This window comes from Bacillus sp. SRI_025, assembly GCF_057592095.1.
On the sequence record NZ_JBYEGB010000001.1, the window covers coordinates 614,894 to 628,796 of the forward strand.

Below are 13,903 nucleotides of genomic sequence, written 5' to 3' on the forward strand. Positions count from 1 at the left end.
CACGCTGGATCAAAAAACCGCATCTAGCGGTTTTTTTGATGCTATATACTTTTCATCGCTCCACCATCGACAGATATTTGTTGTCCTGTAAGATAGGAGGCTTCCTCTGATGCGATAAAAGCGGCCAATGAAGCCATTTCACTCGCTGAGCCCACTCGTTGCATTGGAATTCCTGACGCTACAGCCTGTACAGCTTCTTCCCGCGATAATGCCTGTTTACGTATCATGTTTCCGATAAATTGTTCATACCGATCTGTAGCAATAAATCCCGGGTTTAAACAATTCACTGTGATCCCTGAAGGTGCAAGCTGTGTGGCAGCATTTTTACTAGCATTGATAATCGCTGCATTCATCATGCTGTTCGTAAACATTTGGTCACCAGGTTCCTTCCATAGGTTCCCGACAATTTGAATGATCCGGCCATATTCATGTCGTTTCATCATCGCTGCTGCACGCTTCATCGTATCAATGTACGCAATGGCTTTTTGAGAAAATGCTGCCATCATCTGCTCGCTCTCACATGAATCAAAGGTATCTGGCTTTCCCCCCGGAATGTTATTAATCAACACATCCAGTCTGCCAAACTCTTTTTCTATTTCCTCAAAAGCCTCAGCCCGCACCCCTTCATCTGACATGTCGCCACAGAAAAGAGCCACCGGCTCCTTTGTTTCTGCCATACGCCCAATGTCCTGCTGCGCTTCTTCTAGTGAGGATTGATTTCTAGAATTGATGATGACCTTTACATTGTCTTGAGCGGCAAGCTTAATGGCGATGGCCTTTCCAATCCCTGTACTTGCTCCTGTTACAAATGCAATTCTTTTAGACAAACTCATCCACATCCCTTTTCTTATCAGCTTCGTACATATACATAAAATGACACATATAGAATGTATTTCAACAAAAAAAGACCTTTCTCCTGCGAAAGGCCCCTCGTTCTCTATTTAAATGTCGTTTCCCAATCAAACCCGATCATTTCGTCATTCCAGGCGATTCGCTTTTCATCTGGGTTTTTCGGGTCATACGATTCTGTTGTGAAATACACAATTTGCAGTGGCGTCTCACCTAATACACGGTAGCCATGCGCGACACCCTTTGGGATAAGAAGCAGCATCGGATTGTCTTCCCCCATATAATACACATCGGTTTGCCCCTTTGTGGGAGAGTCCTCACGCAAATCATATAACACGACCTGTGCATGACCTGCGGGGAAGAACCAAACGTCGTCTTGTTTTTCATGATAATGAAAGGCTTTGATCACGCCTGGAAAGCTTTTCGACCATGACGCCTGACCAAAGCGTTTCAGCATCGGTTCATCATCTCGAATGAGCTCTGCAAAAAAGCCGCGGTCATCACAATGTTTCATGAGTTTTTTCGTTTGAACACCATCAATCATGCTGATGCCATCTCCCTTCTTTCTGCAAGTATTCGTGAAGTGCATCCTTCCAATGCCTCGGCTGCCAGCCTGTGGCTTCAATCGCTTGAAGATCTAAGACAGAATAGGCCGGGCGTGGCGTTTGGAAGCCATACTCTTCCGTGGAAATCGGCTCAATTGTGGCGGACAAGCCGCTTTTCATCACAATTTCTGACGCAAAATCAAACCAGGAACAGCTTTCTCGGTTACTGACATGGTACACGCCTGCCTTCTGATCAAACAAATGAATCAGAGCCTCGGCTACATCCTTTGTATAAGTAGGAGACCCTATCTGATCGTTCACAATGCGTAAATGATCCTTCGTTTCAGCAAGCCGAAGAATGGTATTCACAAAATTATGCCCCTCATGTCCGTAAAGCCACGAGGTACGAATGATTTTCACTTCGTCTGATACAAGCTGAATCAATTCCTCACCAAGCTTTTTACTCTTTCCATAAATGGTTTGAGGATCTGCTTGTGCATCGACTTGGTAAGGGGTGTCCGCCTGCCCGTCAAACACATAATCTGTACTGACATGTAACACATCAGCCCCTGCGCGCTTTGCTTCTAATGCTGTATAGTAGGCGCCAATACCATTCACAAGATACGCCTTTTCGGTTTCTGTTTCACATTGATCAACAGATGTATAGGCTGCTGCACTGACAACAATATCAGGCTGATAGTGTCTCATCGCATGCCTGACCGCTTGCTGGTCTGCGATATTGAGCATGTTCCTCGTTAAGGCAATGACGGTCATGTCTTTTTCCTTGAGCTGCCTGCTCAATTCTTTCCCTAATTGGCCGCCTGCACCGGTGATTAAAACTTTCATCCGTCACCCTTCTTCGCTCTGATCGTATTTGGCTCGATACCAATTGATCGTTTTTTCGATACCCTCTTCAAATGACGTCTCCTGCGTCCAGCCGAGCTCGCCTTTTAGCTTGCTAGCATCAATGGCATACCGTCTGTCATGTCCTTTTCGATCTTGAATAAACGCAATTTGATCATGACTGATCCCGAGCTGCGATAAAATTGTTTTGGTCAAATCGAGATTTGTTTTCTCATTGCCGCCGCCAATATTGTATACTTGCCCCGCTGTGCCATTTTCGAGCACCTGCTTCACAGCTCTCGCATGATCCTCTACATACAGCCAATCGCGAATTTGCTGGCCGTCTCCATAAATCGGGATTTTCTCTCCATTGACTGCTTTTCTAATAATGGTCGGGATTAATTTTTCCTCATGCTGATACGGTCCGTAATTGTTGCTGCATCGTGTAATCATCGCGGGTAATTGGTGAGTGTGGATATAGGATTTCACAAGCAGGTCTGAACTCGCCTTGCTTGCTGAATAAGGATTATTCGGTGAAAGTGGTGTTTGTTCTGTGAAAGCAGGATCATCTGGCTCCAAATCTCCATATACTTCGTCTGTTGAAATATGAATGAGCTTTTTCGCCTTTCCTTTTAAGACCGCTTCAAGCATACGATACGTTCCGAGGACATTTGTTTGAATAAAAGGCTCTGCTGATTCAATGCTGCGATCAACATGCGATTCTGCCGCAAAATGAATGATGGCATCATAGACTTCGTCAAATGCTTGGTCCAGCTCATGCTGAAGGGTGATATCCCCTTGAATAAAACGAAAATGAGACAACTTTAATAATTCATCCATCTCCTCTGGATGGCTGGCATACGTTAATTTATCAAAAACGGTGAGCCGGACATCTGTATCCTGAAGCAGCAGCTTCACAAAATTCAGTCCGATAAAACCCGCTCCGCCTGTAATTAAATAAGACTTCGTCATTCGGATCCCTCTTTTTTCTTCATCGTTTCAAACATTTTCGCAGATGCTTGGTGGAGAGATTCATGTGTTCCTGCATCAATCCACCACCCTTTTAACATATCATAGGTCAGCTGACTATTTGAGATATAGAGATTGTTCACATCTGTAATCTCTAATTCGCCTCGATCTGACGGTGAGATTCTCTCAATATATTGAAAGACTTCCTGGTCATAAAAATAGATGCCCGTGACGCAGTAAGATGAGCGCGGATACTCCGGCTTTTCCTCTATTGATAAAATTCGTTGGCGCGAGGCATCAATTTCTGCAATGCCAAACCGCTTTGGATCTGCCACTTCTTTCAACAAAACCTTGGCTCCTCTTTCTTGCTGCTGAAAGGCTTCAACAAAAGGGTTTAGTGAATCCTCAAATACATTATCACCAAGCATCAGCACAAACTTCTCCCCTTCTACAAAGGGCTTTGCATAGGATAAACCGTCTGATATTCCAGACGCTTCAGGCTGTACCTGATATACGATGTTCATCCCCAGTTCCTGATCGCTTTCAAGCAGCTTTTGAAACAGCGGGATTTGTTCTTCTTGTGATATGACCATCACATCTAAAATCCCTGCTTCCTTCAATTTGAACAATGACCAATAAATCATTGGATATGGACCAACCGGTAATAAATGTTTATTGAAAATCTTCGTTAAAGGCGCCAGTCGTGATCCCTTTCCTCCTGCTAAAATAACTCCCTTCACATCTACACATCCTTATGTTCTTTTTGGTGATGATTCATGAGGTGTATAAGAATGTTTTTCACTCGTTCAGTTCCTTTTCCATCTATGAGTGTCCGTCCATTGAGATGAATGCTTCTGCGGAGAAAATAGCTGCCGGACAGTCTTTCCACAGCACGCCGAATATCTTTTTCATCCACAAGTTCACCTAATCCAAGATGGTGACAGGCTCCCTTTTGCGCAAAACGAGCGGCTGTCACTGTTTGGTGGTCTACTTGTGAAAGGACAATACTGGGCACTCCGATACAAACTGCCTCGTATAATGTCATCCCGCCAGCCACTATTGCCAGATCGGCTTCCGAGAGACGCGCAAGTAATTGATCTGTATGACGAATGAATTGTATATGCTCAGCCTCTATTTGTTCTTCAATGCGGGAGGCTTTTCCTGTAACCGCTAAAATGTGTAGGTGGTCAGCTTCGAGAAGTGCTGATACAGCCTTTGATAACAATCCACGCGGGTCACTGCCCCCAAGGCTGATGACCACCTTTTTGCATTCTTTTCGAACCTCATATGTGTCTTTTAATCGGCTTATCTCTTGATCTAACAATAAATAAGGTGTTCCATCAAAATATGCTGTCCCATCTACTTGCATGTGCTTTTCGTCCAGACCGCCATAAATGCCGTTCACGACAGCATCGGCAAGCTGACACGCTTCTGCTCTATTTTCTTCGAATAAAACCAGCCTTGCAGAGCCGGAGCACGCTTTGATCAATCGAAGAAATTGGAGGTCACATTCAAGTACATCAATCAGCAAAAGATCAGGATTCAGCTCTTTTATATCCTTTTCCATCTGAAGGAATGCCTTCGACTCCTGCACTAAATGAACGTGCCAATTTGGACCTGAGAGCATTTCTACACAGATCTGTTCATTTGTATAGAAATATAAGTCGTTTCCTTCTTGAAGCAGTTGATTTGCCAGCCGTTTCATTCTGACAACATGCCCCATTCCTCTTAAAAACCCGCCATACACAACAATCATGATTTTCTTGTTCATTCAGCATCCTTCTGTTTCACAAATTGATTCAATCGAACAATATCGGGATCTTGTTCGCAAATGGTGATGAGTTCAGCCGTAGGTACATCAATGGAGCCGCCAGCTTTCTCTAGTAAACGGGTCGCAAACTCATAATCTTCTTCTGTATCAATCGTGAATCGATAAGCAGGATATGCAAGTTCTTTGGGCGGTGTGAATAATTGCAGATGAAATTGCTCAGGATGCTTTCTGATATAGAGCGTGACATGCTCACGCTCTGGCTGCGTAAGGGGAAAATTGTCGATTTTACTTAAAATCTGTGCGTCGATCATTTCCCCGGAAATACCGAGTGGTGTGCCAGTCGTATACGTGTAATCAGCCTTCTCTTGTCTATGTTTTTCAAGCATTTTCGACAAAAGGGCCGGATCTATAAATGGGTTATCTCCTGTTAAACGCACAATGATTTTCGGTTCAAAATGACGGACAATCTGCGCAAATCGCTGCAATACATCTGTCTCACTGCCACGAAATACTTTATATCCCTTTGAGAGACAATAATGAGCTAGCAGATCATCTTCTGCCTCAACTGTTGTGGCGATCATGAGGTTCTGCGTTTTGCGATTGTAATGATCTGATTGCTTTACCCGTTCAACAATCAGGTCGATCAGCGCCATACCACCGATCGGTTTCATCACCTTTTTGGGCAGCCTTGTTGAGCCCATTCTCGCCTGTATGACAAAGAGCACATCATTAATCATTTGGCGTCTCCTGCGTGAGTACATCTTTCCACGAAACCCCTGTATGGGCTGGGATATCTCTGACAGCCTTTGCGCCAAGTAAAATCGCCATATACCGCGGATGCAGACCTTGGCTTTTTTGTCCTGGACGTAACACAGCTAGATTTTCTGCGGTCAATGTCTCGCCCTTCACAATGCCTTTTGTCGTAAAAATGCCTCGATACGCAAATTCACGAATCTTGCCTTCAATAGCTGTTGTCGTTTTATAAGAACTGCCAAGGAGCTCTTCTGGCACTGAATGAGTGTCAGCTTCTTTTAGATTCAACTGCTTTTCTGCCGCTCGAATATGCTGAACCATTTCCTTCAATTCATCAGGATCAAGAGCAAAGGAATGATCCGCCCCAGGTAACGTTTTATCTACTGTAAAATGCTTTTCAATAATTGCTGCCCCAAGCTTCACAGCGGCCACTGGCGCTTCAGTCGGATGCTCACTATGATCAGAAAAGCCAATAACTGCATCGGGAAATGCCGCAGCTAATGTTTGAAGCACTCGCAGATTCGTGTAAGCTCTAGGTGCTGGATACTTTGCTACGCAATGCATGATAGCGACCTGCTGATTTTGTTCGCTTGTAATCGCCTCATATGCTTCATGGACATCTGAAATGGTTGCCCCGGCTGTTGAGAAAATAATGGGCTTTTGAAAAGATGCCGTGTGACGCATAAGCGGCAAATGATTGATTTCATAGGATGCCAGTTTGAAAGCCGGCGGATCAGTCTGATTCAATAGATCCGCAGATTCTTCGTCACACACTGTGCTTAAAAAAATCAGCCCTTTTTCCGCGCAGCGTGACAATAACACCGGAAGCCATTCTGGCGGCAGCTCCATTTGTTCTACTAAAGAAAAAATGGACACCTCTTCTCCCTTGGCTGTTTCATACAAACCCGGTTCCTTTTGATACATCCGACCAGCTTGAAACATTTGAAACTTCACCGCATCGGCACCTGCTTCTTTTGCCACATCAATTAAAGCAAGTGCCTGATCCAGCTTTCCATCATGGTTAATGCCTGCCTCTGCAATGATAAAGACAGGCGCACCATCCCCCACTTTGCGATCTCCGATATAGAAATGCGCCATCTTACCTCTCTCCTTTTTTCGGCCACACATGGTAATACAAGAAGGCATTTTTTGTTCTAAAGCCCAGCTTTTCGTACAGCTGAATCGCGGTTGTGTTATGCATCTGAGTACCGGCAGACATAAACCGGTGCCCTCTCTCATACGAGGCTTTTATCATCGCCATAACCAGCTTTTTTCCGATCCCTTTTCCTTGTACATCTGGTCTAATGGACAATAAATCAAGGATCAGTTCTTCGCCCTTTGTTACACCTTGAATCAATCCAATGACTTCACCGTTCACCTTTGCTGCGAGATTGATCTCTGCACGTCCGAGTAAATTATTTCTCATCCATTCCTGAAAGAAATGCTGGACGACATTCTGATCTAGAAAAGGATCAAGTGCATACCGGCTTTTCCCAAAAGCTTGATGAGCAAGTGACACCGCCTCATCGTATTCCTTTTCATCCGGCAGACTGATGACCACATCTTCACCTGTTGATGGCATTTCCATTTGAACAGGCGACGCCTCAAGACGAGTGAGACCGCCTACATAGTACACATGTGACAGCCTTTGGACGATGCGGTTTTTTGCAAGATCAGACGCTTCAAGACGTAAAAAGAAAAAATCGCATTTTTCTGTTCTCATCCAATTGATGAAACGCTCCATCAATTCTTGAAAAGCTGACGCTGACTCCGCTTCTATGAACTTCACATGAAAAATATGCTGATCAAAAATGCCACTTTCCCATTTTGACCATTCATATAACAGGACCGCTTTGAGCTGGGCGCCATTAACAAGAGCAAACTGCTTGAAGGCGTTCATTTGTTCCGCTTGTTGGCCGTATTTCTCCAGCCAAGCCGCCAGCACCTGATCATCGATGGAATGAACGACCTTCATGATGATGCCTTCTGTTCTTTTAAAATAGACAGCACCGCTGTGATAACATCCTGCACATCTTCATCTGTCATACTTGGATAGAGCGGCAGTGAGATCGTCTGCTTGTAGTATGCGAGTGACTCAGGGAAATCCTCTGGTGAATAGTGATACGTTTGTTGATAGTATGGGTGCAGGTGAACAGGGATAAAGTGAACACTCGTGCCGATTTTATATTCCTTTTGCAGTTGATCAATCAGTTCATCACGCGTGATGAATGCTTCTTTTGGATTTACTTGCAGTACATACAAATGCCATGCATGTCTTCCTTCTTGATGCACAGGCGGCAGGATCAGGCTCGCTTCTTTTTGAAAAGCCTGATTGTATTCTTTTGCAATCTGTTCTCTCCGTGCCTGCATGTCATCTAGTCGGCTTAGCTGAACAAGTCCTAACGATGCCTGCACGTCAAACATATTCATTTTATAACCAGGTTCCTCGACCTCGTAATACCACGTTCCTTTTTCTCCATAACGATTCCACGCTCCCTTGCTCATCCCATGGAGCGCTAGTCGTCTAATTCGAGCCGCAAGCGCATCATCATTTGTTGTCAGCATGCCGCCTTCACCAGTCGCTAGGTTTTTCGTTGCATAAAAGCTAAAAGCGGTCGCATCCCCAATCGATCCAACGGGCTGACCGTGGTACGTTGTGTAAAGAGCATGGGCAGCATCTTCAAGTACAAATAGATCATACTTTTTGGCAATCGCTAAAATCCGGTCCATATCGCACGATTGACCAGCAAAGTGAACAGGGACAATTGCTTTTGTATGTGGTGTTATGGCCGCTTCTATTTTCTCTGCATCCAGATTGAGTGTTGCTGGATCAATATCGACAAATACAGGCGCTGCTCCCGTATGGATGATTGTATTTGCTGTTGCGCAGAATGTCAGAGGTGTTGTAATCACCTCATCCCCAGCCCCAATCCCTCTTGCCTTTAACGCTAAAAATAAAGCAGCCGTACATGAATTGACTGCGATCGCATGTTTTGCACCGGTCAGCTGCTGAAATTCTTCTTCAAACTGTCTTACTTTTGGTCCAGTTGACAGCCAGCCGGACTTTAATGTTCCGATGACTTCATCGATTTCTTCCTGTTCAATGAAAGGCAGAGCATAAGGAAGAAATTGTGCTCTCTTTTTTCCCATATCGCTTGCACACCCCTATCTTCATCTCTGAAAATCCACACCAGTTTTTGTTTTGAGCAGAGAAAGCAGAACATCGGTAGATCGCGCATGCGGATAGTGTTGTTTAATGAACTGAGCTCCTTGCTGCTTTGCCAGCTTCATCTCTTGTTCATCCGACAAAATACGAATGGCTTTCTCAGCTAGTTCAACAGGGTTTTCCATATGATAGCTGCCAAGCGACTCGTAATATGGGTATCTTCTGCCTTCTGTCATTTTCCCGATCAGCACACTCTTTTCAAAAAGCATGGCTTCAAGACCAACTGTTGATGTGAGCGTAATCACGATATCCACATATGGCAGCAGGTCATACAGGTCAATTTCTTTTTTAATCAATTTCACATGATTTCCCGCTCGTTCAATAGACACATAGTCGTTTAATCGATTTCGAGCAATTTCCCAAGGATGCGGCTTCATGATCAGCTGAATGTCTTTCCGTTTGGCAATCTTTTTAAGAACATCACCATAGAAGGCTTCAGAAAACGGCTGCGTTGCCACAAGCACGGTCTTTTTAGCCGGACTGAAGTTCAATTTACGAAAAATGAGATCCTGTTGAAGCGGTGTTCGCTCCTTCACCAAATCAAACCTCGGATGACCTGTGATTTCCACCTGTTCCGGCTGACAGCCTTTGTCTACATACCAGTCCTTTTCATACTTTCCAAACACCCCATGGCAAGTCGTGAAAATCGGTAAAAAGGCTTCGTCTCCCATAAGCGCGCCGTGCTGAAGACAGATACTCGTCAGCTGGCGTTTCACTGTTTGCAAAGCGAGTACGCGGCTGTAAGCATCCTCCGTCGTTCCAACAATAACAGCTGCAATCGGCTGCATTTGAAACAGCACTTCTATCTGGTCAATGACATCAATAAATTGCACAATGTCCTTCCGCAGTTTTTCTCTAAAAAAGACATTGCCAAAGACAGGGTGGTGAGCGTAAGGTTTAAGGAGAGCATTTGCTTTTTCAATATATTCAGCGTGGGCTTCTTTATTAACCTCTCCGGTTAATTCCGGCTTACTGATAACTGGTAATCCGAAATAATCTGCTTTCTTCCAGCGAGCAAGCACCACCGTTTGGTTTGGATGGAACCGCTTGTAATTTTGTTCAGTAAAACGCAGGTGTTCAAAGTGCAGCAATACCTTTCCATTCGCCGGACGATAAGCGATACGCTTGATCTGCTGCTTATGCTGATCAAAAAATGGCTGAATCTCTTCCGGTAATGGACAATCGGTTGTCAGTTCTTGACCAAATGCTTCATCTTCCATGCGTTCCATCACTTCAGGACTGATATATTGATAAAAATTGCTGATCAACCCAAGAGGAATTTCCTTGTAGGACAAATCTTTCATCAGATTCACATACTCAAAGTACACCTGCCAATAATGATGAATATAGTGCGACATTTCAGATCACCTCCCATATTTTTGTTTTAATATACTGCGGAGATCCCAGCAGGTAGACTGCTCGGGAAGTGCATGAATAAAGGCACTTTTCTCTTCTGCTGCCAACTGATAATGAATCGACTGTTCTGTGATGTAATTTGTATCTAATATTTCATCAAAGGGATAAAACGGATAAAAATGATTTAATCGAAAAAAGAAGCGGGCATCCCCTATTCGATAAAAATGCGGACTCTCGTCCCAGTAGGACCCAAATTCATCATGAATTTTTGATAAGATGGATGCACGATGCACGACAGAGCAATGATCTATGGCGCAGGGAGCATTCCATTGCACTGTTTGCGCCGGCCGAATCATTTCCTTCACTGGCTCTTTTTTGCTATTTAAATAGATAACTTTAGAACTAGAATAGACAATATCTTTATCTGGATGGGCATCTAGATAATGAGTGAGCTTCTCTAAACGGTCCGGGGCATAGACATTGTCATCAGTGGCATAGGAAATATACTCGCCCTTTGCCAGTTCTAATGCTTGATTAATCAGCACGGCATAGCGAGTTTTCGCTGTTCTCTCTTCCAATGTTTTGACACCGCTTTGGATAAAGTGAACGCGTGGATCTTTGCGAAACGGTTCAATAGCAGCAAGGGTTTTTTCGTTTGATCCATCATCCATGATAAAAAGTTCAAAGTCTGACAGCGTCTGCTGCAGGACCGCTTCAATCGATCTGCCGACGTAAGCCGCCTTGTTGTAGCTCGTCATAATGACAGTTACTTTTGTCAAAATTATCACCTCGGTCTCTTTCAAACTATGTTTATCATATGTGTCTCCTCTTAAAGAGACTGTAGAGTGACCTATTTTTTATAAAATTGTATTTTTTTATTGATCTTTCTTTGAAAAACGTGAAGTTTTTGGTAATATAAGTAATCATTTATGTGTATTAAAGGAGTAAAGAACATTGGAAGCTATGAAGAATGATCACTCCCAAGAAGAGGAAGTAAAAGGATTTTTTCGATTTTTTAAAATTTTCGTCGCGACAAAAACGATTATTCGCTCATATCGACATTCCAATATACCAATTTGGCTGATGATGCTCCTTGCAAGTATCGCCGGTACGGGCTGGATCTACGAAGGGTATTTTAGCGAGTATATGGGCAATCATATTCCATTCCCTTTTATTCTGTTACAAGGAGCGGGTTATGGTATTTTGGCAGGCAATATGATTCTATTTTTCGGTGCCCTCATCATCAAGTGGTTAGGGCGTCTCTTTTTCGGCTGTCAAACGGCGTATCGAGATATACTCAAGGCCTGCACACTGACGGTCTTTTTCCCTTCTGCTTTATTTGCACTTACTTGGATTTCCACTGTTGGGATGCTCGGTCCGTATACGTTTGTTAAAATCACACCATATTTAGATCAGCATTATGAAGTATGGTATTATATCGATCTTTTAACTCTTACGGATGTATATGCAAAGACGTGGATATTTGGAATGGCTGTTTTAGGCATTGTCGCTGTGATGAAGCTCAGATTATGGCAAGCCTTCATCATTGTGATCACACCGCTTGCCGCGTTTTTTCTCATCGTGACACTTTTATTTGATGTTCAGCACGCTGTAAACTGGATCATGTAAAAAGGACGAGTACCGATAGAAGGCGAAGGTTTGTCTACACACTGAGGAATTGCGTAGCAGTTCCTTTTTTTCGTTCAATGTACATATTCTCCCCTCCTGTCTCATAGTGTGAAAGAGAGAAAGAATGCTATGGAAACAACAGGCGCCTAAACGCCTTCTGTTTAGAACACCATGAGGAAAGAGGAGGAACGTTATGAAATTGAAAAATCAATTTGGGCAAGGTTCGGGTTTCGAAGGTCAAGATTTCCGCCAGCAACAATATGGAGCAAATCCGTATCCTGCGCAGCAGATGGGTTATTCAGTCCCTCCCCAAACGCAGGGTCAAATGCAAGGACAAATGCAACAGGGGTTTTCACCAATGCCGTCTACCGGCACTTCACAAGGAGGCCAAGGAACGCAAGGCGGCGGTCAGCCATATCAAATTCCTTCTGGACCGATTTATCAGCAAAATGTCACCGGACAGCTGCCTATTGAGCAGTCCTATATTGAAAATATTTTACGATTGAACCGCGGCAAGGTAGCCACGATTTATATGACGTTTGAGGCGAGTAAAGAATGGAATTCGAAGATTTTTAGAGGCGTCATTGAAGCTGCAGGACGTGACCACATTATCATTAGTGATAACAAAACAGGAACACGATACTTACTATTAACAATCTATCTTGATTACATTACGTTTGATGGAGAAATTCAGTACGACTATCCATATTCAATGTCAACATATTCTCCGAGATAACGACATACATGGCAAAAGCAAGGCTCAGGTGCCCTTGCTTTTTTCTTTTGTCTAGGTTTTTGTCACACCTCTGGGGCGCGGCTCATAAGATGCCTAGTAGTTTTTATCAAAAGCCTAGAGGTGACATCAATGACTGTTGAACTGGATTATACATCACCAAATGTGAAATTTTCATACGACCTGAATCAAAGCCCCCTTGTGAAATACGATCAGCATAACCTGATTAATGTGTTAGGAAAAAAACAATTAAACTCATTGGATCAAGTGTCCCTGCTGGATATATATTTGAGTAAAAGCAAAGTCGTAGAGCCTCATTATCATCAAAATGCCGCAGAGCTTGTTTATTGTATAGCCGGTTCTGCTGCCGTATCGATGCTGAATCCATTTACAAAAAAACTGCACACCTATACTATTACACCTGGACAGGTGGCAAACGTGCCTCAAGGCTGGTGGCACTATGAAGTCGCTCTCCAAGACAGAACTCATTTGTTAGCCATTTTTAACGCATCTACACCTGAAGTGATCCTAGGCTCAGACCTTCTCACCCTCACCCCTTCTCACATCATGGCCCATACTTATTGCATGAACGAAACACAATGGAAGCAGGCGACAAAGCCTGTGAAACCAAGCGTGTTTATCGGACCATTTTGCCACCGGGAGGAGGAGGCTCAAACGCACCCTGTCCCTCCTTCTCATTACGTCCCTTATTATCAAGCACCACCCAATTATACTCCTTACTGGAGTTAAGAAAAAAACCGATGCCCCTATGAGAGCATCGGTTTTTTACCTTATAAATTTTTTGCTGCTGCAATGACAAGCATGATCCAAGAGGCGATAAATGCTACTCCGCCAATTGGGGTAATGGCACCTAGAATCTTCACCTGAGTCAATGCCAGCACATAAAGGCTTCCTGAGAAGAAAAGGATGCCTGCAAGCATCACCCAGCCAGCGGCAGGAACCAAGGAGACACCTGACAGCTTATCTGCAAGAAAAGCGACAACAAATAAGCCAATGGCATGGAACATCTGATATTGAACACCTTTATTCCATATTTCTATATATTTTTCAGGGATTTTCCCTTCTAGACCGTGCGCACCGAAGGCTCCAAGGCCTACAGCAAGCATGGCGTTAATGGCACCTAAAATGAAAAATAGTTTCATTCGTCATTCTCCTTATCTCGTCAATTATGTTTATCATAGCGCGGGTGAAGGGCGACATTCAACTTT

The 13,903-nt window shown here is 43.8% G+C and carries 16 protein-coding genes; 3 read left to right on the top strand and 13 right to left on the bottom strand.

From position 1 onward, the window contains the following. Positions 1–41 precede the first annotated feature (41 nt). From AC20OE_RS03170 to AC20OE_RS03225, 12 genes are all read right to left on the bottom strand, one after another. Complete coding sequence (locus tag AC20OE_RS03170; RefSeq protein ID WP_323133067.1) at positions 42–833, bottom strand: SDR family oxidoreductase; 792 nt, start codon at positions 831–833, stop codon at positions 42–44. Positions 834–937: 104 nt separating this feature from the next. Further along, positions 938–1,393: a dTDP-4-dehydrorhamnose 3,5-epimerase family protein gene (locus AC20OE_RS03175; protein ID WP_058838504.1), complete on the bottom strand. Its 456-nt coding sequence runs from the start codon at positions 1,391–1,393 to the stop codon at positions 938–940. Next, positions 1,386–2,240 carry a dTDP-4-dehydrorhamnose reductase gene (gene rfbD, locus AC20OE_RS03180; RefSeq protein ID WP_041087734.1) on the bottom strand — a complete coding sequence of 285 codons (855 nt, stop codon included), beginning with the start codon at positions 2,238–2,240 and terminating at the stop codon, positions 1,386–1,388. Before rfbD ends, AC20OE_RS03175 begins: the two co-directional genes overlap by 8 nt. Positions 2,241–2,243: 3 nt before the next feature. Next, positions 2,244–3,209, bottom strand: coding sequence for a dTDP-glucose 4,6-dehydratase (gene rfbB, locus AC20OE_RS03185; RefSeq protein WP_059377885.1), 966 nt, complete (start codon positions 3,207–3,209; stop codon positions 2,244–2,246). Beyond that, positions 3,206–3,946: a sugar phosphate nucleotidyltransferase gene (locus tag AC20OE_RS03190; RefSeq protein ID WP_099663781.1), complete on the bottom strand. Its 741-nt coding sequence runs from the start codon at positions 3,944–3,946 to the stop codon at positions 3,206–3,208. The genes rfbB and AC20OE_RS03190 overlap by 4 nt, the downstream gene beginning before the upstream one ends. Before the next feature lie 2 nt (positions 3,947–3,948). Further along, positions 3,949–4,977 carry a PseG/SpsG family protein gene (locus AC20OE_RS03195; protein ID WP_106025485.1) on the bottom strand — a complete coding sequence of 343 codons (1,029 nt, stop codon included), beginning with the start codon at positions 4,975–4,977 and terminating at the stop codon, positions 3,949–3,951. After that, positions 4,974–5,714 carry a cytidylyltransferase domain-containing protein gene (locus AC20OE_RS03200; protein WP_106025484.1) on the bottom strand — a complete coding sequence of 247 codons (741 nt, stop codon included), beginning with the start codon at positions 5,712–5,714 and terminating at the stop codon, positions 4,974–4,976. Before AC20OE_RS03200 ends, AC20OE_RS03195 begins: the two co-directional genes overlap by 4 nt. After that, complete coding sequence (locus AC20OE_RS03205) at positions 5,707–6,828, bottom strand: N-acetylneuraminate synthase family protein (protein WP_487268350.1); 1,122 nt, start codon at positions 6,826–6,828, stop codon at positions 5,707–5,709. The genes AC20OE_RS03200 and AC20OE_RS03205 overlap by 8 nt, the downstream gene beginning before the upstream one ends. 1 nt (position 6,829) lies before the next feature. Continuing rightward, positions 6,830–7,705 carry a GNAT family N-acetyltransferase gene (locus AC20OE_RS03210; protein WP_487268352.1) on the bottom strand — a complete coding sequence of 292 codons (876 nt, stop codon included), beginning with the start codon at positions 7,703–7,705 and terminating at the stop codon, positions 6,830–6,832. Then, positions 7,702–8,880, bottom strand: coding sequence for a DegT/DnrJ/EryC1/StrS family aminotransferase (locus AC20OE_RS03215; protein ID WP_487268354.1), 1,179 nt, complete (start codon positions 8,878–8,880; stop codon positions 7,702–7,704). The genes AC20OE_RS03210 and AC20OE_RS03215 overlap by 4 nt, the downstream gene beginning before the upstream one ends. 21 nt (positions 8,881–8,901) lie before the next feature. Further along, on the bottom strand, positions 8,902–10,314 hold the full coding sequence (locus tag AC20OE_RS03220) for a capsular polysaccharide export protein, LipB/KpsS family (RefSeq protein WP_487268356.1): 1,413 nt from the start codon (positions 10,312–10,314) through the stop codon (positions 8,902–8,904). A 6-nt stretch (positions 10,315–10,320) separates the two neighbouring features. Then, positions 10,321–11,091: a glycosyltransferase family 2 protein gene (locus AC20OE_RS03225; RefSeq protein WP_064498861.1), complete on the bottom strand. Its 771-nt coding sequence runs from the start codon at positions 11,089–11,091 to the stop codon at positions 10,321–10,323. Positions 11,092–11,275: 184 nt separating this feature from the next. Here AC20OE_RS03225 and AC20OE_RS03230 point away from each other — a divergent pair, with 184 nt between their 5' ends. From AC20OE_RS03230 to AC20OE_RS03240, 3 genes are all read left to right on the top strand, one after another. After that, positions 11,276–11,941 (top strand): YIP1 family protein, encoded by a 666-nt coding sequence (locus AC20OE_RS03230; RefSeq protein WP_231730911.1) that lies wholly within the window; start codon positions 11,276–11,278, stop codon positions 11,939–11,941. Positions 11,942–12,134: 193 nt separating this feature from the next. Then, entirely contained in the window at positions 12,135–12,677 is a 543-nt protein-coding gene (gene gerQ / locus AC20OE_RS03235; RefSeq protein WP_034660388.1) for a spore coat protein GerQ, read from the top strand. A 129-nt stretch (positions 12,678–12,806) separates the two neighbouring features. Then, positions 12,807–13,424, top strand: a complete 618-nt coding sequence (locus tag AC20OE_RS03240) for a cupin domain-containing protein (RefSeq protein ID WP_059377870.1) — start codon at positions 12,807–12,809, stop codon at positions 13,422–13,424. Positions 13,425–13,465: 41 nt separating this feature from the next. On the opposite strand, the gene AC20OE_RS03245 is transcribed toward AC20OE_RS03240, so the two are convergent. Beyond that, positions 13,466–13,837, bottom strand: coding sequence for a DUF423 domain-containing protein (locus tag AC20OE_RS03245; RefSeq protein ID WP_025093833.1), 372 nt, complete (start codon positions 13,835–13,837; stop codon positions 13,466–13,468). Positions 13,838–13,903 lie beyond the last annotated feature (66 nt).